This window comes from Streptomyces sp. TRM68416, assembly GCF_014596915.1.
Lineage (GTDB): Bacteria > Actinomycetota > Actinomycetes > Streptomycetales > Streptomycetaceae > Streptomyces.
On the sequence record NZ_JACVWU010000031.1, the window covers coordinates 25,650 to 44,824 of the forward strand.

At 71.3% G+C, this 19,175-nt stretch carries 21 protein-coding genes; 9 read left to right on the top strand and 12 right to left on the bottom strand.

Annotated elements, in window-relative coordinates:
• Positions 1-297: 297 nt before the first annotated feature.
• Positions 298-1,242 carry a hypothetical protein gene (locus ICC28_RS35140; RefSeq protein WP_188292871.1) on the bottom strand — a complete coding sequence of 315 codons (945 nt, stop codon included), beginning with the start codon at positions 1,240-1,242 and terminating at the stop codon, positions 298-300.
• An 80-nt stretch (positions 1,243-1,322) separates the two neighbouring features.
• Here ICC28_RS35140 and ICC28_RS35145 point away from each other — a divergent pair, with 80 nt between their 5' ends.
• From ICC28_RS35145 to recX, 4 genes are all read left to right on the top strand, one after another.
• Positions 1,323-1,517 carry a DUF3046 domain-containing protein gene (locus ICC28_RS35145; protein ID WP_188292872.1) on the top strand — a complete coding sequence of 65 codons (195 nt, stop codon included), beginning with the start codon at positions 1,323-1,325 and terminating at the stop codon, positions 1,515-1,517.
• Positions 1,518-1,576: 59 nt separating this feature from the next.
• Complete coding sequence (locus ICC28_RS35150) at positions 1,577-2,878, top strand: AI-2E family transporter (RefSeq protein ID WP_188292873.1); 1,302 nt, start codon at positions 1,577-1,579, stop codon at positions 2,876-2,878.
• 264 nt (positions 2,879-3,142) lie between these two features.
• A complete protein-coding gene (gene recA, locus ICC28_RS35155) occupies positions 3,143-4,264 on the top strand; it encodes a recombinase RecA (RefSeq protein WP_188292874.1) in 1,122 nt (373 codons plus the stop codon).
• Positions 4,265-4,267: 3 nt separating this feature from the next.
• The gene (recX, locus tag ICC28_RS35160) at positions 4,268-5,077 is read left to right on the top strand and encodes a recombination regulator RecX (protein WP_188292875.1); all 810 of its coding nucleotides are present in this window, start codon (positions 4,268-4,270) and stop codon (positions 5,075-5,077) included.
• A 233-nt stretch (positions 5,078-5,310) separates the two neighbouring features.
• On the opposite strand, the gene ICC28_RS35165 is transcribed toward recX, so the two are convergent.
• The 8 genes from ICC28_RS35165 to ICC28_RS35195 form a co-directional block, all read right to left on the bottom strand.
• On the bottom strand, positions 5,311-5,733 hold the full coding sequence (locus ICC28_RS35165; RefSeq protein WP_188292927.1) for a rhodanese-like domain-containing protein: 423 nt from the start codon (positions 5,731-5,733) through the stop codon (positions 5,311-5,313).
• Positions 5,724-6,260, bottom strand: a complete 537-nt coding sequence (locus ICC28_RS35170; protein ID WP_188292876.1) for a cysteine dioxygenase — start codon at positions 6,258-6,260, stop codon at positions 5,724-5,726. The genes ICC28_RS35165 and ICC28_RS35170 overlap by 10 nt, the downstream gene beginning before the upstream one ends.
• Positions 6,261-6,335: 75 nt before the next feature.
• The gene (locus tag ICC28_RS41610) at positions 6,336-6,422 is read right to left on the bottom strand and encodes a putative leader peptide (RefSeq protein ID WP_349239932.1); all 87 of its coding nucleotides are present in this window, start codon (positions 6,420-6,422) and stop codon (positions 6,336-6,338) included.
• Between the two features lie 32 nt (positions 6,423-6,454).
• A complete protein-coding gene (locus ICC28_RS35175) occupies positions 6,455-8,038 on the bottom strand; it encodes an FAD-dependent monooxygenase (RefSeq protein ID WP_188292877.1) in 1,584 nt (527 codons plus the stop codon).
• Between the two features lie 176 nt (positions 8,039-8,214).
• A complete protein-coding gene (locus ICC28_RS35180) occupies positions 8,215-9,123 on the bottom strand; it encodes an amino acid ABC transporter permease (protein WP_188292878.1) in 909 nt (302 codons plus the stop codon).
• On the bottom strand, positions 9,120-9,794 hold the full coding sequence (locus ICC28_RS35185; protein ID WP_188292879.1) for an amino acid ABC transporter permease: 675 nt from the start codon (positions 9,792-9,794) through the stop codon (positions 9,120-9,122). The genes ICC28_RS35180 and ICC28_RS35185 overlap by 4 nt, the downstream gene beginning before the upstream one ends.
• A gap of 96 nt (positions 9,795-9,890) precedes the next feature.
• Entirely contained in the window at positions 9,891-10,736 is an 846-nt protein-coding gene (locus ICC28_RS35190; protein ID WP_188292880.1) for a glutamate ABC transporter substrate-binding protein, read from the bottom strand.
• 72 nt (positions 10,737-10,808) lie between these two features.
• Positions 10,809-11,585 (bottom strand): amino acid ABC transporter ATP-binding protein, encoded by a 777-nt coding sequence (locus tag ICC28_RS35195; RefSeq protein ID WP_188292881.1) that lies wholly within the window; start codon positions 11,583-11,585, stop codon positions 10,809-10,811.
• A 290-nt stretch (positions 11,586-11,875) separates the two neighbouring features.
• On the opposite strand from ICC28_RS35195, the gene ICC28_RS35200 reads away from it, so the two are divergent.
• Positions 11,876-12,562, top strand: coding sequence for a response regulator transcription factor (locus tag ICC28_RS35200; protein ID WP_188292882.1), 687 nt, complete (start codon positions 11,876-11,878; stop codon positions 12,560-12,562).
• Between the two features lie 9 nt (positions 12,563-12,571).
• On the top strand, positions 12,572-13,963 hold the full coding sequence (locus ICC28_RS35205; RefSeq protein ID WP_188292883.1) for an ATP-binding protein: 1,392 nt from the start codon (positions 12,572-12,574) through the stop codon (positions 13,961-13,963).
• A 170-nt stretch (positions 13,964-14,133) separates the two neighbouring features.
• Here ICC28_RS35205 and ICC28_RS35210 read toward each other — a convergent pair whose 3' ends face one another.
• Positions 14,134-15,129 (bottom strand): TAXI family TRAP transporter solute-binding subunit, encoded by a 996-nt coding sequence (locus tag ICC28_RS35210; protein WP_188292884.1) that lies wholly within the window; start codon positions 15,127-15,129, stop codon positions 14,134-14,136.
• A gap of 74 nt (positions 15,130-15,203) precedes the next feature.
• Between ICC28_RS35210 and ICC28_RS35215 the strand changes: the two genes are divergently transcribed.
• Positions 15,204-15,614, top strand: a complete 411-nt coding sequence (locus ICC28_RS35215) for a MazG nucleotide pyrophosphohydrolase domain-containing protein (RefSeq protein ID WP_188292885.1) — start codon at positions 15,204-15,206, stop codon at positions 15,612-15,614.
• Positions 15,615-15,739: 125 nt separating this feature from the next.
• On the opposite strand, the gene ICC28_RS35220 is transcribed toward ICC28_RS35215, so the two are convergent.
• Together ICC28_RS35220 and ICC28_RS35225 are read right to left on the bottom strand one after the other, a co-directional pair.
• Positions 15,740-16,939, bottom strand: a complete 1,200-nt coding sequence (locus ICC28_RS35220; protein ID WP_188292886.1) for a cation:proton antiporter — start codon at positions 16,937-16,939, stop codon at positions 15,740-15,742.
• A gap of 4 nt (positions 16,940-16,943) precedes the next feature.
• Entirely contained in the window at positions 16,944-17,429 is a 486-nt protein-coding gene (locus ICC28_RS35225) for a cation:proton antiporter regulatory subunit (RefSeq protein WP_188292887.1), read from the bottom strand.
• A 151-nt stretch (positions 17,430-17,580) separates the two neighbouring features.
• On the opposite strand from ICC28_RS35225, the gene ICC28_RS35230 reads away from it, so the two are divergent.
• On the top strand, positions 17,581-18,513 hold the full coding sequence (locus ICC28_RS35230) for a HAMP domain-containing sensor histidine kinase (protein WP_317454153.1): 933 nt from the start codon (positions 17,581-17,583) through the stop codon (positions 18,511-18,513).
• Entirely contained in the window at positions 18,510-19,154 is a 645-nt protein-coding gene (locus ICC28_RS35235) for a response regulator (protein ID WP_188292889.1), read from the top strand. The genes ICC28_RS35230 and ICC28_RS35235 overlap by 4 nt, the downstream gene beginning before the upstream one ends.
• Positions 19,155-19,175: the final 21 nt, after the last annotated feature.

Below are 19,175 nucleotides of genomic sequence, written 5' to 3' on the forward strand. Positions count from 1 at the left end.
GGGTGTCCGTCCTCGGTCCGCCGGGCCGGGTGTTTGTGGGGTGCCGATTCTTTGCGGCGGCCGCTGCGGGCGGACACCCCCCGGCACGTCCCCTTGCCGCCGTGCGCGGGTGCGGCTCCGTTCATCTCGGTCGTGGTGACCGGGCCCCCTTCTTGCGCCCATGCTGACGAGCGTGCGGTCGCCGGGGGAGCTGTGGCGCTCGGGCTGTTGTCCGTTCTGCCGGGCGGGAGCTGGTTCTGGAGGTGCGGGCGGCCGGGGGCGTGACCGCGGGGGTGCGGGTTCTGGGTGGGCGAGGGCTCAGCCGATGGGGCGGCCGTAGGACCGCAGAGTGCACAGGGCCTCGATCGTCACCATGGGGCGTGCCTCCAGGGCGGTGGTCGGGGCCCACTGGCGCCAGCGGACCGGCCAGCCGCCGTCCTCCTGTTGCTCGCCGGCGAGGAAGTCCAGCGAGCGCGTCATCTCGTCGTCGGTGAACCACGCGCGCGCGAGGGAGTGCGGGTTCTTCGCGTAGTCGTGCGGGAAGTGGTGCTCGGCGGGGGCGTAGCCGGGGGCGACCGGGTACGCGTCGAGGTCGCCGGGGTCCAGGGCCGTGAGGCGGTTCTCGCGTACCAGGCGGCCGAGACGGTCGGCGGCCGCCTCCGCGCGCGGGCGGTCGGGGGCGGAGTCCAGGAAGGCCACCGCGGCCTCGATCTCGTAGGGGTGGGACTCCTCCAGGGACTCCACCGCCTGCCAGCAGAAGTCCGTGGCGCGGAACAGCCAGGCGTGCCACACCTCGTTGCGGTGCAGCAGGCCGACCACCGGACCGGTGGCCAGTAGTTCACTGGGCGGGTCGTCCAGGATCGGGATGAACGGCGCCGCCGGGTAGCCGCGCTGGCTGGGATCGACCGCCGGCAGGGCGCCGTCGGGAGTGGAGACCGAGGTCAGATAGCGGCACACGCGCTCCACGCGTTGTCCGCCGCAGCGTCCGACGGCGTCCAGTACGCGCAGGGCGTGGGCGGTGTGCAGCGGCTGGCTGACAGGGCCGCGCAGATCGGGCTCCAGGGCGTGGCCGTAGCCGCCGTCCTCGTTGCGGTAGGCGTCCAGCGCGGTCTCCACCGGATCGGCGCCGCCGTGCAGGAAGTGGTACGCGAAGAGGCGCTGTTCCAGCACGCGCGCGGTGAGCCACACGAACTGCTCGGCGCGGAAGAGCGGGGAGTGCGCCGGGGGCGTCGGGGGGAGTGGGGAAGCTCCTGTTTCGGCCATGCGTCAGACCGTAGGGCGGAAAGCGTTCTCGGCAAGCGGTCCCGGCTCGGGCCCACTCTCAGGGGCGGGATACTGATGGCATGAGGTTGACGGTCTTCTGGGAGCGGATGGCGGAGCACTTCGGCACGGGCTACGCCGAGACGTTCGCGCGCGATCACGTCATGTCGGAGCTCGGCGGACGCACCGTGCACGAGGCGCTGAACGCGGGCTGGGAGGCCAAGGACGTGTGGCGGGTCGTCTGCCACGTCATGAACGTGCCACGGGAACAGCGCTGACAGGTCACGAAGATCGCAGGACGGCGCCGCCGACCGGCCAGGTGGGCGAGACTTGCTCCGTGGCACCCACTGACGACACCGGGCAGCTCGCCCAGCAGGCACCCGCGCGCGGCACTACGCCGCCCCACCGGCCCCCGATCGACGGCGCCGCCGTGCCGAACGCCCGCATGCCGCGCTGGCTGCCGCGCGCCATGGTGCTCGCCCTCGCGCTCGTCGGCGCGTTCCAGCTGGGCAGCTGGGCCTTCCACCAGCTCACCGGGCTGCTGATCAACGTCCTGATCGCGTTCTTCCTGGCGCTGGCCATCGAGCCCGCGGTCAGCTGGATGGCCGCCCGGGGCATGCGCCGAGGGCTGGCCACCGCGTTGGTCTTCCTCGCCGTGATGGTCGCGTCGGCCGGATTCGTCACCCTGCTCGGCTCGATGCTCGCCGGCCAGATCATCACGATGATCGAGGACTTCCCGGAGTATCTCGACTCCGTCATCAACTGGATCAACACGCACTTCCAGACCGAGCTGAAGCGGGTCGACATCCAGGAGGGGCTGCTGCGCTCCGACTGGCTGCGCAACTACGTGCAGAACAGTGCCACGGGAGTGCTGGACGTGTCCGCCCAGGTCATCGGCGGCCTCTTCCAGCTCCTGACGATCACGCTGTTCTCGTTCTACTTCGCCGCCGACGGTCCGCGGCTGCGTCGCGCCCTGTGCTCCGTGCTGCCGCCCGCCAGGCAGGCGGAGGTGCTGCGCGCGTGGGAGATCGCGGTGAACAAGACCGGTGGCTATCTGTACTCGCGCGGTCTGATGGCGCTCGTCTCCGGGGTGGCGCACTACATCCTGCTGGAGTTCCTGGGCGTGCCCTACGCGCCCGTGCTCGCCGTCTGGGTGGGCCTGGTCTCGCAGTTCATCCCCACCATCGGCACCTATCTCGCGGGCGCCCTGCCCATGCTGATCGCCTTCACGGTCGACCCCTGGTACGCGCTGTGGGTGCTGGCCTTCGTGGTGGTCTACCAGCAGTTCGAGAACTATGTGCTCCAGCCCAAGCTGACCGCGAAGACCGTCGACGTGCATCCCGCGGTCGCCTTCGGCTCCGTCATCGCGGGCACGGCCCTGCTCGGTGCGGTGGGTGCCCTGATCGCGATCCCGGCCGTCGCCACGCTGCAGGCGTTCCTCGGGGCGTACGTGAGGCGCTACGACGTCACGGACGACCCCCGGGTCCACGGGCACCGGGGGCCGGGAGCCGGTGCGGGTGCGGGTGCGGGGCGGTTCGCGCGAGTGCGGCGGCTGTGGGAGCGGGGGCCCGAGGCGGTTCCTGCGGAGGGTGCGGGGGCCCGTGCCGATGTGGCGGAGGGCTCGGCCGCGGGTGAGTGAACCGGTGCCTTGAGGGCACCGTCGGCTGGTTCGGTCGTATGTGAAAGCAGTCTTCGGGATGCCGCGTGGTGCGCTTGACACGAAAATCGAACATCCATTCTCATGGAGGCTCCGGCGAGGCTTTCGGTGGGTGTTTTGCCATGGTTCTGGTGGAGAAGTGCCCTAGTTATCCACAGGCCGGACGGGCGTCGGGGCGCATTGTCAGTGGCAGGCGTTAGCGTCTTTGACGTGAAGCGATCGACTCAAGCAAATCGGGTGGAACCCATGGCAGGAACCGACCGCGAGAAGGCCCTGGACGCCGCTCTCGCACAGATTGAACGGCAATTCGGCAAGGGCGCGGTCATGCGCATGGGCGAGCGCTCGAAGGAGCCCATCGAGGTCATCCCGACCGGGTCGACCGCGCTCGACGTGGCCCTCGGCGTCGGCGGCCTGCCGCGCGGCCGTGTCGTCGAGATCTACGGGCCGGAGTCCTCCGGTAAGACGACCCTGACCCTGCACGCGGTGGCGAACGCGCAGAAGGCCGGCGGCCAGGTGGCCTTCGTGGACGCCGAGCACGCCCTCGACCCCGAGTACGCGGAGAAGCTCGGCGTCGACATCGACAACCTGATCCTCTCCCAGCCCGACAACGGCGAGCAGGCCCTGGAGATCGTGGACATGCTGGTCCGCTCCGGCGCCCTCGACCTCATCGTCATCGACTCCGTCGCCGCGCTCGTCCCGCGCGCGGAGATCGAGGGCGAGATGGGCGACAGCCACGTGGGCCTCCAGGCCCGTCTGATGAGCCAGGCCCTGCGGAAGATCACCAGCGCGCTCAACCAGTCCAAGACCACCGCGATCTTCATCAACCAGCTCCGCGAGAAGATCGGCGTGATGTTCGGCTCCCCGGAGACCACGACCGGTGGCCGGGCGCTGAAGTTCTACGCCTCGGTGCGTATCGACATCCGTCGCATCGAGACCCTGAAGGACGGCACGGAGGCGGTCGGCAACCGCACCCGCTGCAAGGTCGTCAAGAACAAGGTCGCACCGCCCTTCAAGCAGGCCGAGTTCGACATCCTCTACGGCCACGGCATCAGCCGCGAGGGCGGCCTGATCGACATGGGCGTGGAGCACGGCTTCGTCCGCAAGGCCGGCGCCTGGTACACGTACGAGGGCGACCAGCTCGGCCAGGGCAAGGAGAACGCGCGCAACTTCCTGAAGGACAACCCCGACCTGGCCAACGAGATCGAGAAGAAGATCAAGGAGAAGCTGGGCGTGGGCGTGCGTCCGGAGGAGCCGGCCGCCGAACCGGGTGCGGACGCCGCGGGGGCCGCCGCCGACGACGCGGCGAAGACGGTGCCGGCGCCGGCGGCCAAGGCCGCCAAGTCCAAGGCCGCGGTGGCCAAGAGCTGACCCGTGACGCGACGAACCGACTGGGCCGAGTACACCTACCCGGAACCGCCGCCGCGCGCGGCCGGCACCGGTGACGGTGGCTACGGCGATGACACGGCCCAGGGCACGGACGAACCGTACGGCGGGGGGAGCCGTACGGGCGGTGGTCCGGCGTTCGGGGCCGAAGGGCTCGCCGGCGGTGCGCGCCGGAGAGCCGGCGGGGCCGGTGGCGCGGGCGGCGCCCGGGGGCGTCGTCGGCGCGGTCGCGAGGCGCCGTTCGGTGAGGACGGAGGCGCCTCCGCCTCGTCGAGGGCCGAGAAGGAGGAGCCTCCGGCGGACCCGGTGGAGCGGGCACGGGCGATCTGCCTGCGCCTGCTCACCGGGACTCCGCGCACGCGCAAACAGCTCGCGGACGCCCTGCGCAAGCGGGAGATCCCGGACGAGGCCGCCGAGGAGGTGCTGTCGCGGTTCGAGGAGGTCGGACTGATCAACGACAGTGCCTTCGCGGACGCCTGGGTGGAGTCCCGGCACCACGGGCGAGGGCTGGCCCGCCGCGCACTCGCCCGGGAGCTGCGGACCAAGGGCGTCGACTCCTCACTGATCGACGCGGCCGTCGGGCAGCTCGACTCCGAGCAGGAGGAGGAGACCGCGCGCGAACTCGTCGCCCGCAAACTCCGGGCCACCCGCGGCCTCGACCGCGACAGGAGAATCCGCCGCCTCGCCGGCATGCTCGCCCGTAAGGGCTACCCCGAAGGCATGGCCCTCCGGGTGGTCCGCCAGGCGCTGGAGTCCGAGGGCGAGGACGCGGAGTTCCTCGGGGACGAGGGGTTTTGAGCCGACGCGAGGTACTGGGCTGGGGGTGTGTCCCTGGGCGGGTGACGCGTCGGGCTCGGGCCAGGGCAGGGACTGAGCGGAGAGTGGGCGGGGACTGAGCAGGGCGTGGCTCAGGCGCGCGGGCCCGGACGAGGGCCGGAGCGACGGCTCTCCCAGCCTCGGCTTCGTCAGCGGCGGCACCACGCAGTGCCCTCGTGCCCGGTCACCCAGAGCCACGCGGGCACCGCCCCGCTCTACGGCCCTTTCGGGCTCCTCTGACCCCCCGTCACCGGCAACCCCGCCGCCCGCCAGGCCTGGAACCCTCCGACCAGGTCGGTGGCCCGGTGCAGACCCAGCCGGTGCAGGGACTCCGCCGCCAGGCTGGAGGCGTACCCCTCGTTGCAGATCACCACCATGCGCAGATCGTGACCGGTGGCCTCGGGGGCGCGGTGACTGCCCCGCGGGTCGAGCCGCCACTCCAGTTCGTTGCGTTCGACGACCAGGGCGCCGGGGATCACCCCGTCCCGCTCGCGCAGGGCGGCGTAGCGGATGTCCACCAGCAGCGCCTCACCGGCCCGGGCGGCCTCGTAGGCCTCCCGCGGTGAGACGCGGGTGTAGCCCTCGCGGACGCGCTCCAGCAACTCGTCGATCCCCACCGGACGTTCCCTCACTGCCAGTCCTCCGGGCGTTCGACCTGCTCCAGGCGCAGCACGGGTCCGGTGCGGCTGTAACGGCGGATCCGCGGCAGGGGCGGGTAGTAGGCGTGCACGGAGACCGCATGCCGGTCCTGGGACTCGTTGAGGACCTCGTGGACGTGGTGGCGGCCGAAGGAGCGGCCCCGGCCCGCCGGCAGCCTGCGCTCCCGGTCGACGTCCTCGCTGAGTTCCAGGGTCTTCCAGCCGTCCGTGGGCAGCCGGGCGGCGAGCGAGTTCTCCCTGAGTTCGCCGGCCGCGGTCAGGAACGCACCGACCGAGTCGGCGTGGTCGTGCCAGCCCGTGCCCGAGCCGGGCGGCCAGCCGATCAGCCAGGCCTCGCTGCCACCGGGCCCCTCAAGGCGCACCCAGGTGCGGCCCTCGGGGTCGAGCGGCAGCGAGGCGATCAACTCGGCGTCGGCGGCCGTACGCCGTACGAAGTCCAGAAGGTCGGCCTGCGTGGGAGCGGCCGAAACGGAGGAAGGGGAGGCAGGGGAGACAGACGCAGACACGTGGACCGTCCTGATGAAGGTTCGCGGGAAGCGCGCGGCAGCACGTCGCGGCGCGCGAGGGAGAGGGATGCGAATTCAGCAGGAACGTCGACACATGCAGCCCGCATAGCGGACGAGGTCCACATGGACCTTCCGCCACAGGTGCACACAGGTGTCGGTCACGGTGCGGAGTACACCACGCCCGTCCGGACCGGTCAACTCACGGTGGTGGCAGCCTCCACCGGCCCGCCCAGCGTCGCCTCCGCCGCCGCGTACAGGTCGGCCGGACGCACCCCGCTCAGCGCCGTCACCAGATGGCCGTCGGGCCGGATCAGCAGCACCGAGTGGGCGGGCGCGCCGGGATAGCTCTCGGCGACCAGCAGCTCCGCCGGGTGCGGCAGCGCCGTCACGGCCGCGGCAAGACGGGGCATGATCCCCGCGGTCACCCAGTGCTTGCGGTCCCACACGCCCGTGCCCGGCGCGATCAGCAGTACCAGCAGCGCACCCCGCCCCAGCCGCTCCCGCAGCCGGACGAAGGAACCGTCCTCCGCGGTGACCCGGACGTCGGCGACCGGCGCGCCCACCGGAGTGTCGACGAGGACCTCACCCTCCAGGTGCTTCGGCGCGAGCGGCGAGTCGGCGTACGCCCCCGGCGCACCCAGCGCCCCCTGCCCCAGGTGGCCCTCCGCGAGCAGCGCGTCGTGGTTCCGGCCGGAGCCGGGAACGTAACTGCGCAGCCCTTTGCCGCCGCGCAGCAGCGGCAGCGCCTGGTCCGCTGCGCGCAACCGGGCCGCGACCACCGCCCGCCGCTCCGCCTGGTAGCTGTCGAGCAGCGCCTCGTGCGGCCCGTGATGCCAGGCCAGCGCCAGCTTCCAGGCGAGGTTGTCGGCGTCCCGGAAGCCCTCGTCGAGCCCCTGCGTGCCCAGCGCCCCGAGCAGGTGCGCCGCGTCCCCGGCGAGGAACACCCGCCCGGCCCGCCAGCGCCGGGCCAACCGGTGGTGCACGGTGTGGACGCCGGTGTCGAGGAGTTCGTACGGCGGTGTCGAGCCGCCCGACCAGCCCGCGAGCGTCTCCCGGACGCGGGCCACCAGCAGCTCGGGCGTGACCAGGTCCTTGCCCGGCGGGAGCAGCCAGTCCAGCCGCCAGGCCCCGTCCGGCAGCGGGCGGGCGGAGATCTCGCCGGCCGAGGGGCCGGAGGTCCGCCACGGCGGCATCCGGTGCAGCAACGCCTCGTCGGGCCGGGGCAGTTCGGTGCGCAGCGCGGCGACGGCGTGCCGTTCGACAGCCGTACGGCCGGGGAAGCGGATGTCCTGGAGCTTGCGCACGGTCGAGCGCGGTCCGTCGCAGCCGACCAGATAACTGCCGCGCCACCAGGTGCCCTTGGGGCCGCGGGTGTGGGCGGTGACGCCGGAGCGCTCCTGCTCGATGCCGTCGAGACGGCTGTCGGTGGCGATCCTGACGAGCCGTTCACCGGCGAGCGCCTCGCGCAGCGCGGCGGTCACCACGTGCTGGGCGATGTGGACGGGCGCGGAGTCGTCGAACGTGACCTCACGCATCACCTGCTTGCGCCGCAACGACCGCCATCCGGCCCAGCGGCAGCCGGCCTCCACGGCCGAGAACCCCGTCAGGCGTTCGAGCAGCGCGGCGGTGTCCTCCCGCAGCACGACCGTGCGTGCCAGGCGGGGTTCGTCCTTGCCCGGCCCCTCGTCGAGGACCACGGACGGCACCTCCTGACGCGCCAGGGCCAGGGCGAGCGTGAGCCCGACGGGCCCCGCTCCGACGATGATCACCGGGTCCACGGCGTGGCGCCCCCTGCCCGCAGCGGTGCCCTGAAGGACGTAGGTGAACAGGAGGCTGGAGCAGGGTGCACGATCACAGAACGTATGCAACCCATTGCCGGTGCTTGCGTCAAGTGACGAAGGGCAGTGGTGATCAGACCACTGCCCTCCGTTGGCTCAAGCGATGTGACAAGTGGTCAGATCGTGCCTCCGGCGCCGGTCCCGTAGGTGCCACCCGTCGCCGCGGGGTTCAGTTCCTCCGTGTCCTCGGCGCTGAGCACCGCACCCGTGCTCTTCTTGCTGCGCCGCAGCCGCTGCTCCAGCCAGCTCGCGAAGCTGGTGAGGATGAAGTTCAGGACGATGAAGATGATCGCCACGACGATGAAGCTCGGGATGACGTTGGCGTAGTTCGCCGCGAGCGTGCTGCGCTCGCTGAGCAGCTCGGTGAACCCGATCATGACGCCGCCCAGTGCGGTGTCCTTCACGACGACCACGAGCTGGCTGACGATGGCCGGCAGCATGGCGGTGACGGCCTGCGGCAGCAGGATGGTGCTCATCGTCTGGCCCTTGCGCAGGCCGATCGCCTTGGCTGCCTCCGACTGCCCCTTGGGCAGGGCGAGGATGCCGGCCCGTACGATCTCGGCGAGCACGGCCGCGTTGTAGAGCACCAGGCCGGTGACGACCGCGTAGAGCTGCCGCTCTTCCGTGGTGACGTTCGCCCAGCGGTCGTAGGCCTCGTTGGCGAACAGCATGAGCAGCAGCACCGGGATGGCGCGGAAGAACTCGATCACGGCGCCGGCCGGACCCCGCACCCACCAGTGGTCGGAGAGCCGTGAGATACCGAAGAAGGCGCCCAGGGGAAGAGCGATCAGCATGGCCAGCGCCGCGGCCTTCAGTGTGTTCCCGAGACCCGGCAGCAGATAGGTCGTCCACGCCTGCGACTCGGTGAACGGCTTCCACAGCGCCCACTTCAGCTGCCCCTCCTCGTCCATGGTGTGCCAGACGAACCAGGCGAGCAGGGCGAGCAGGGTGAAGAAGACCACCGAGATGAGCACATTGCGCCGCTTGGCGCGAGGGCCCGGGGCGTCGTAGAGAACGGAACTCATCGCTTCACCGCCAGTCGCTTGCTCAGCCAGCCGAGGATGAGGCCGGTGGGCAGGGTCAGTACCACGAAACCGAAGGCGAAGATCGCGCCGATGAGCAGCGTCTGGGCCTCCTTCTCGATCATGCCCTTCATCAGGTAGGCGGCCTCGGCCACGCCGATCGCGGCGGCCACCGTGGTGTTCTTCGTCAGGGCGATCAGCACGTTGGCCAGCGGGCCGATGACCGAGCGGAAGGCCTGCGGCAGGATGATGAGCCGGAGGGTCTGGCTGAAGGTCAGCCCGATGGCGCGGGCGGCCTCGGCCTGTCCGAGCGGCACCGTGTTGATGCCGGAACGGAGCGCCTCGCAGACGAAGGCCGAGGTGTAGGCGACGAGACCGAGGGTCGCCAGCCGGAAGCCCTGGGTCTTGAAGTCGGAGGCGCCCATCGTCACGCCGAAGATGTCGGCGAGTCCGAGCGAGGTGAAGATGATGATGACCGTCAGGGGGATGTTCCGGACGATGTTCACGTAGGCCGTGCCGAATCCACGCATGAGCGGGACCGGGCTGACCCGCATCGCGGCCAGGAGGGTGCCCCAGACCAGGGAGCCGAGACCGGAGAACAAGGTGAGTTTCACCGTCGTCCAGAAGGCACCCAACAGTGTCGGGTTGTCATAGTCTGAAATGAAGTCGAACACGATCTCCCGCGCTTCCGGGTGGGTGGCGTGCGTGGACAGCGCGGCGCGCCGCCGCCCTGATCGCGGCGGACGGCGGCGCGCCAGTGGGTCCTTGTGCTACTTGAGTTCGCCGATCTTCGGCGCGGGCTCGTTCTTGTAGCCGGCCGGGCCGAAGTTGTCGTCGACGGCCTTCTGCCAGGAGCCGTCGCTGACCATCTTCTCCAGGGCGTCGTTGATCTTGTTGAGGGTCTCGGTGTCACCCTTCTGCACGCCGATGCCGTAGTTCTCGTTGCTCAGCTTGAGGCCGGCGAGCTTGAACTGGCCCTTGTACTGGCTCTGCGAGGCGTAGCCCGCCAGGATCGAGTCGTCCGTCGTCAGGGCGTCGACCGTGCCGCTCTGGAGCGCGGCGATGCACTCCGAGTAGCCGCTGTTCTCCTTGAGGTTGGCCTTCGGCGCGAAGTCGTTCTTGACGTTCTCCGCGGAGGTCGAACCGGTCACCGAGCACAGGTTCTTGCCGTTGAGGTCGGTGGCCTCGGTGATGTCCGAGTCGGACTTGATCAGCAGGTCCTGGTGGGCCAGCAGGTACGGGCCGGCGAAGTCGACCAGCTTCTTGCGCTCGTCGTTGATCGAGTACGTGGCCGCGATGAACTTCACGTCGCCGCGCTTGAGGGCGTTCTCGCGGTCGGGGGTCTTGGTCTCGACGAACTCGATCTGGTCGGCGTCGTAGCCGAGCTCCTTGGCCACGTACGTGGCGACGTCGACGTCGAAGCCGGAGAAGGACCCGTCGGGCTCCTTCAGGCCCAGACCCGGCTGGTCGTACTTGATGCCGATCTTGATCTTGTCGCCGCCGCCCGAGCCGGTGTCGGCGCTGTCGCCGTCGCCGTCGTCGCCGCCACACGCGGTCGCGGTCAGGGAGAGGACGAGCGCAGCGGCGGCCGCGGCGGTGACCTTGCGGAGCTTCATGGTGAACATCCTTTGTCTGGTGAAGAGATGCGAGCCGTGGGTGCGGGTGACGCAGGTTACGCCGGTGCGTCGTCAGTGGTGCAGGATCTTGGACAGGAAGTCCTTGGCGCGGTCGCTGCGCGGGTTGCTGAAGAATTGGTCCGGCACAGCCTCTTCGACGATCCGGCCGTCCGCCATGAACACCACTCGGTTCGCGGCCGAACGGGCGAAGCCCATCTCGTGCGTGACGACGATCATGGTCATGCCGTCGCGGGCGAGCTGCTGCATGACCTCCAGGACCTCGTTGATCATCTCCGGGTCGAGGGCCGACGTCGGCTCGTCGAAGAGCATGACCTTGGGGTCCATCGCCAGGGCGCGGGCGATGGCGACACGCTGCTGCTGGCCACCGGAGAGCTGGGCGGGGTACTTGTCGGCCTGGCTGGCCACGCCCACCCGGTCGAGCAGGGAGCGGGCCTTCTCCTCGGCCTTCTTCTTGTCGGCCTTGCGGACCTTGATCTGGCCCAGCATCACGTTCTCGAGCACGGTCTTGTGCGCGAAGAGGTTGAAGGACTGGAAGACCATGCCGACGTCAGCGCGCAGACGGGCCAGCTCCTTGCCCTCCGCGGGCAGTGGTTTGCCGTCGATGACGATCGTTCCCGAGTCGATCGTCTCCAGGCGGTTGATGGTGCGGCACAGGGTGGACTTCCCGGACCCGGAGGGTCCGATGACCACGACGACTTCGCCGCGGGCGATCGTCAGGTCGATGTCCTGGAGCACGTGCAACGCGCCGAAATGCTTGTTGACGCTCTTCAGGACGACCAGGTCGCCGGTTGCGGCCACATCTTCCTTGGCCACCGATACTTCGGTCATCGCTCTCAGGCTCCGTCCTCCTCGGTTTCGGAGGACAGTAATAACCGTATCCGACCTGCGTCATTAGTCCTGAGGGGAATTTGAGCATCACGATCCGATAGCAATCGGACACGTGTCGTAGCACTTGTGAGCTGGGGACGTACCGGCTGGATAACGACAAGCCCCGTGCAAGCGGAACCCACTTGACGGCATCGTCGTCCATCAGCGTGACTGCCATGATGCACGCGCACGTGTGCACGATCGTGACTGCAAGACCCACCCGTACGGCCGATGAACAGGAGGGGGCCGGGATGAGACTGCTCCTCGTCGAGGACGACAACCATGTCGCCGCCGCTCTCTCCGCGGTGCTGGCGCGGCACGGGTTCGAGGTCACGCATGCCCGGAGCGGCGAGGAGGCCCTCCAGGCGCTCGTCCCGGAGGGCGCCGGCTTCGGCGTCGTCCTGCTCGACCTGGGACTGCCGGACCAGGACGGCTACGAGGTGTGCAGCAAGATCCGCAAGCGCACCAGCACCCCCGTGATCATGGTGACCGCCCGCTCCGACGTACGCTCCCGCATCCACGGCCTCAACCTGGGCGCCGACGACTACGTGGTCAAGCCGTACGACACCGGCGAACTGCTCGCCCGGATCCACGCCGTCAGCCGGCGCACCGCCCACGAGGACCCGGCCGCGGGCGCCGACACCGTGCTGCGGCTGGGCTCGATGCGCATCGAACTGCCCACCCGCCAGGTCAGCGTCGACGGCACGGTCGTGCAGCTGACCCGCAAGGAGTTCGACCTCCTCGCGCTGCTCGCCCAGCGGCCCGGCGTGGTCTTCCGCCGCGAGCAGATCATCAGCGAGGTCTGGCGCACCAGCTGGGAGGGGACCGGGCGCACCCTGGAGGTGCACGTGGCCTCCCTGCGCGCCAAGCTGCGCATGCCCGCCCTGATCGAGACCGTGCGCGGCGTCGGGTACCGGCTCGTCGCCCCGGTCGCCTAGCGGGCACGAGTGCGCGCACGACTGCTCCCGCTGCTCATCGTGCTGATGGCGGCCGTCCTGCTGGCCCTCGGCATCCCGCTCGCCGCCAGCCTGGCGGCCGCCCGGCAGCAGAAGGTGGTCGTCGACCGGATCGACGACACGGCGTACTTCGCGGCCATCACCCGGTCCGTCATGGACACCACCCAGGGGCCCCAGGACGAGGGCCGCACCCTGAGCCGCGCCCTGGAGAGCTACTACGGGATCTACGGCATCCGCGTGGGCGTCTTCCTGCCCGGCGACGCGCCCCTGGCCAACGCTCCGGAGACGTGGCTGCTGCCGGACGAGGGCGAGGTGCGCGACGCCTTCGAGGAGGCGCTGCTCAGCCGGCGCAGCCACGACCCGGAGCAGGTGTGGCCCTGGCAGCGGGGCCGTCTCGTGGTCGCCTCACCGGTCGTCCGGGACGGTGACGTCGTCGCGGTCGTCGTCACCGACTCGCCCACCGGACAGATGCGTTCGCAGATCCTGCGCGGCTGGCTGCTCATCGGCGCGGGCGAGATCGCCGCGATGCTGCTGGCCGTCGGCGCCGCGCTGCGGCTGACCGGCTGGGTGCTCCGACCCGTCCGGGTGCTGGACGCCACCACCCACGCGATCGCCAGCGGCCGGCTGAAGTCCAGGGTCGCGGCGGCCGGCGGGCCGCCGGAACTGAGGCGGCTGGCCCGGTCGTTCAACGAGATGGCGGACAACGTCGAGGACGTGCTGGAGCAGCAGCGCGCCTTCGTCGCCGACGCCTCGCACCAGCTGCGCAACCCCCTCTCGGCGCTGCTGCTGCGCATCGAACTGCTCGCACTGGAACTCCCCGAGGGCAACGAGGAGATCGCCTCCGTCCAGGCCGAGGGCAAACGCCTGGCCCAGGTGCTGGACGACCTGCTCGACCTGGCGCTGGCCGAGCACACCGAGGCCGACCTGAGCATCACCGACATCGGGGCGCTGGCCGCCGAGCGGGTCGCGGCCTGGGCGCCGACCGCCGAGGCCCAGGGGGTGACGCTGGTCGGCGACTGCCCGGCCACCACCGCCTGGGCGGACCCGGTGGCCCTGTCGTCCGCGCTGGACGCGGTGATCGACAACGCGGTGAAGTTCACGCCGCGGGACGAGCGCGTCGAGGTGACCGTCACCGCCGACGGCGACACCGCGACCGTCGTGGTCACCGACCGCGGCCCCGGTCTGACCGACGACGAACTCGCCCGCGTGGGCGACCGCTTCTGGCGCAGCGGCCGCCACCAGAACATCAAGGGCTCCGGCCTCGGCCTGTCCATCTCGCGGGCCCTGCTCGCCGCGGGCGGCGGGTCGATCGCCTACGAGCACCACGAACCGCACGGTCTGAAGGTCACCGTGCGGGTGCCGCGGAGTGCGCCTGCGGCTTGAGGGGCGGGCGGGGAGTGCCGTGATGTGTCGTCGTTCGGCTGCGGGCTCGTTGTGGCTGGTTGCGCCCCACGGCGGAGCCGCATATCGACACAGCCCCGCGCCCCTTTGGCGCGCGCTGCCGTACCGCGGTCGAATGAGCCGAGTCCGCCCGTGGCGCCGTGCGCCCGCGCCTACGGTTTGACGGATCGGTAATAGCGTCGCGCGCCCTGGTGCAGCGGGAGCGGATCCGTGTAGATCGCCGTGCGTACGTCGACCAGCTGCGCGGAGTGGACGTGCGCGCCGATGCCGTCACGGCTGTCGAGCACGGTGCGGGTCAGCCACTCGGTGAGCCGCGGATCCAGGTCCTTCCGGGTCACCAGCAGGTTGGACACCGCCAGCGTCGCCACCGTGGACCCGTCCTGGATGGTCCGGTAGGCCGACTCCGGCATGTTGGTGGCCCGGTAGTAGCGGGTGGCGCCGCCCTGGGCGTGCACCTTGGCGACCAGCTCGGCGTCGATCGGCACGAAGCGGAAGTCCGAGGTCTCGGCGATCTCCCGGAGCCCGCGCGTGGGCAGCCCGCCCGACCAGAAGAACGCGTCGAGCCCGTTCCCCAGTGCCCTGGGCCCGGTGTCGATGCCGTCCGACCGGGCCGTGATGTCCTTCACCGGGTCGATGCCGGCCGCCTCCAGCACCCGGTTGGCGATCAGCCGCACCCCCGAGTGGGGCAGCCCTATGGCCACCCGCTTGCCCCGCAGGTCGGCGACCGACTCGATGTCCGAGTCCGGCGGGACGACGAGCTGCACATAGTCGTCGTACAGACGGGCGACACCGCGCAGCCGGTCGGCGCCGGGCCCGTCGTCGATCTCGTACGTCTCCACCGCGTCGGCGGCGGCGATGGTCAGGTCGGCCTGGCCGGTCGCCACGCGCCGGACGTTCTCCTGGGACCCGGCGCTGGTCTTCAGCTCCACCTTCAGGTCAGGCATGTCCCTGGCGAGCTCGGCGCGCAACCGGTCGCCGTACTCGTGATAGACGCCGGCCCGGGTGCCCGTGCTGAAGACGATCGTCCCCCTCGGGGGGGCCTCGCCCAGGGGCAGCAGCCACCACAGCAGCAGCCCGAGGGCGACGACGCCGGCGGCCGCGCTCTGGAGGGCGCGGCGCCTGCCGATACGGGGGAACACCTTGGACATGCGGGCGATCCTGCCAGGCTCTCCTCCCCGCTGACCAGGGGCGTGGGTGCGGGAGGCATCGATAGGGTCGGGGGATGAGTTCTTCGCCCGCCGACCTGGTCCGTGCCTTCCACCACGCCTTCGGGCTCGACGTCCGCGGTACCCCCACCGAGGTGGCACCGGAACTCGCGGCCCACCGGGGCGAGTTGCTCGCGGAGGAGGCCTCCGAGGTCGCCGAGGTCGCGGTCACCGGCTCCCTCGACAGGCTCGCGCACGAACTGGCGGACGTGGTGTACGTCGCCTACGGCACCGCCCTCGTCCACGGCATCGACCTCGACGAGGTCATCGCCGAGATCCACCGCGCCAACATGACCAAGCTGGGCCCCGACGGCCACGTGGCCCGCCGCGCCGACGGGAAGGTCCTCAAGGGGGACCACTACCGCGCCCCCGACGTGGCGGAGGTGCTGCGGCGCCAGGGGTGGCGGGGCGGGCCTACGGCGTCGTAGGGGCTGCGGTTTCTGCGGGGGTGCCCATGACGCCGTAGAGCCTGGCTTCGCGGCCGTGCCCATGACGCCGTAGAGCCTGGCCTCGCGGCCGTGCCCACGGCGTCGTAGCGGCCGTCGATCCGTGGCTACAGCGGCGCTGTCTCCTCCACCGGCTCGCGGGGCTTCGTCCTGCGGCGTTCCGTCCACCACATCGCCGCCGGCTCCGTGTAGCGGGCGGTGAGGGGGCCGAGGACGACGAGGATGAGGACGTAGGCCGTGGCGAGGGGGCCGAGGGCGGGTTCGATGCCCGCGCTGACGGCGAGGCCCGCGATGACGATGGAGAACTCGCCGCGGGCCACCAGCGCCCCGCCCGCGCGCCAGCGGCCCTTGACGGAGATACCGGCCCGCCGTGCCGCCCAGTACCCCGTGGCGATCTTCGTCGCGGCGGTGACGAGGGCCAGGGCGAGCGCGGGCAGCAGGACCGGCGGGATGCTCGCCGGGTCGGTGTGCAGCCCGAAGAAGACGAAGAAGACGGCGGCGAACAGGTCGCGCAGGGGGCTGAGCAGCGTGTGCGCGCCTTCCGCGACCTCTCCGGACAGCGCGATGCCCACCAGGAAGGCGCCGACCGCGGCCGAGACCTGGAGCTGCTGCGCGACGCCCGCGACCAGGATGGTCAGCCCGAGCACCACCAGCAGCAGCTTCTCCGGGTCGTCGCTGGAGACGAACCGCGAGATGACCCGCCCGTAGCGGATCGCGAGGAACAGCACGAGCCCCGCCGCGCCCAGCGCGATCGACAGGGTCAGGCTGCCGGCCGCCAGCCCGGCCCCGGCCACCAGGGCGGTGATGATGGGCAGGTACACCGCCATCGCCAGGTCCTCGAGGACGAGGACACTCAGGATCACCGGGGTCTCGCGGTTGCCGATCCGGCCCAGGTCGCCGAGGACCTTCGCGATGACCCCGGACGACGAGATCCAGGTGACGCCCGCCAGGACCACCGCGGCCACCGGGCCCCAGCCGAGCAGCAGCGCCGCCGCCGCACCCGGTACGGCGTTGAGCGCCCCGTCGACCAGGCCCGCGGGGTAGTGGGCCTTGAGGTTGGTGACCAGGTCCCCGGCCGTGTACTCCAGGCCGAGCATCAGCAGCAGCAGGATGACGCCGATCTCCGCCCCGGCGGCGATGAACTCCTCGCTCGCGCCGAGCGGCAGCAGCCCGCCCGTGCCGAAGGCCAGACCGGCGAGCAGGTACAGCGGGATCGGCGACAGCCGGAAGCGGGCTGCGGCCCGGCCGAGCAGACCCAGGCCGAGGATGATGGAGCCGAACTCGATCAGCAGGATGCCGGAGTGCAACGGTTCACTCCCGACCGAGTATCGTCGCCGCGCCGTCCACACCCTCCCGGGTGCCGATGACGATCAGCGTGTCCCCGCCCGCCAGCCGGAAGTCCGGCGCGGGGGACGGGATCGCCTCGGCGCGGCGCAGCACCGCCACCACCGACGCGCCCGTCTCGGTGCGCATGCGGGTGTCGCCCAGCAGCCGCCCGTTCCAGTGCGAGGTCGCGGCCACCTCGATCCGCTCGGCGACCAGGCCCAGGTCCGTCGTGTAGAGCAGGCTCGCGCTGTGGTGGGACGGCTTCAGCGCGTCGATCAGCGAGTCCGCCTCGGACTCGGTCAGCCGCAGGGACTGCGCGCAGGCGTCGGGGTCGTCCGCCCGGTACAGGTTCACCGTGCGGCCGCCGTCGCGGTGCGCCACCACGGACAGATGGCGGTGTTCCCGCGTCACGAGGTCGTACTGGACCCCGATGCCCGGCAGCGGTGTCGCCCTCAGACGTGGAGCAGGCACGATTCTTTCCCCTTGCTGTTTTCGATCGAAACGGTCCGGTCGGCATGCTGCCAGCCGCACGTACGGTGGCGACATGGGTGTCATCACGGATATACGCGGCCGCGGCGCGACGGTGAAACTGAGCGTGAGGCGCGCGGGAAGGGGCGCAAACGTGTCGCTGTTCTGGCGTATCTTCTCGCTCAACGCCGCCGGTCCGATCGTAGCCGCCGCCCTGCTGCTCGGCCCGGTCACCGTGTCGACGCCGACCCTGCCCGCCGAGGCGCTGGTCGTCGTCGGCGGACTGGCGCTGCTGCTGGTCGGCAACGCCCTCGTCCTGCGTCTCGGACTCGCCCCGCTGCAACGGCTCGGCCGCGCCATGGCCACCGCCGACCTGCTGCGCCCGGGCGCCCGCGCCGCAGTCGCCGGTCCGGCCGAGACCGCGGAGCTGATCACGACGTACAACACCATGCTCGACCGGCTGGAGAGCGAGCGGGCCGCCGGGGCCGCGCGGGCGCTGTCCGCGCAGGAGCGCGAGCGCCGGCGGATCGCCCAGGAACTGCACGACGAGGTCGGCCAGACCCTCACCGCCGTACTGCTCCAGCTCAAGCGCGTCGCCGACCGGGCGCCCGAGGGGCTGCGCGAGGAGGTGCACCAGGCGCAGGAGGCCACCCGGGCCGGCCTCGACGAGATCCGCCGTATCGCCCGCAGACTGCGACCGGGTGTGCTGGAGGAGCTCGGCCTGGCCAGCGCCCTGCGCGCGCTCGCCACCGAGTTCACCACGCACGGCCTGTCGGTGCGCCACCAGGTCCCCGGCGAACTGCCCCCGCTGACCGAGGAGTCGGAACTCGTGCTCTACCGGGTCGCCCAGGAGGGCCTGACCAACACCGCCCGCCACTCCGGCGCCGACCGCGCGGAACTGCACCTGCGCCCCTGCCCGGACGCCGTCGAACTCGTCGTACGGGACAACGGCAAAGGTCTCGGCGAGGCGCCGGAGGGCGCCGGGATCCGGGGGATGCGGGAGCGGGCGCTGCTGGTGGGGGCGGAGCTCTCGGTCGGGCCGGGGCAGGAGATACGGCTGCGGGTGCCGGCCGGGGGCGGCCGTTGATCCGCGTCCTGCTCGCCGACGACCACACCCTCGTACGCCGCGGGGTGCGGCTGATCCTGGACGGCGAGCCGGACCTCCGGGTCGTCGCCGAGGCCGCCGACGGCGCCGAGGCGGTCGCGCTGGCCCGCGCCACCGAGGTCGACCTGGCCGTCCTGGACGTCTCCATGCCCCGGATGACCGGCCTCCAGGCGGCCCGGGAGCTCTCCCGGCGGCTGCCCGGCCTGCGCATCCTGATCCTGACCATGTACGACAACGAGCAGTACTTCTTCGAGGCGCTCAAGGCGGGCGCCGGCGGCTACGTCCTCAAGTCCGTCGCCGATCGCGACCTGGTCGAGGCCTGCCGGGCGGCCGTGCGCGACGAACCGTTCATCTACCCGGGCGCCGAGCGGGCCCTGGTCCGCGCCTACCTGGAGCGGCTGCACCGCGGGGACGGCGTGCCGGAGCGGCCCGTGACCGAGCGCGAGGAGGAGATCCTCAAGCTGGTCGCCGAGGGCCACACCTCCAAGGAGATCGGCGAGCTGCTCTTCATCAGCGCCAAGACGGTCGAGCGGCATCGCGCCAACCTGTTGCAGAAGCTGGGCATGCGCGACCGGCTGGAGCTGACGCGGTACGCGATCCGGGCCGGCCTGATCGAGCCCTGAGCCCCGCGCCGCGGCCCCGCG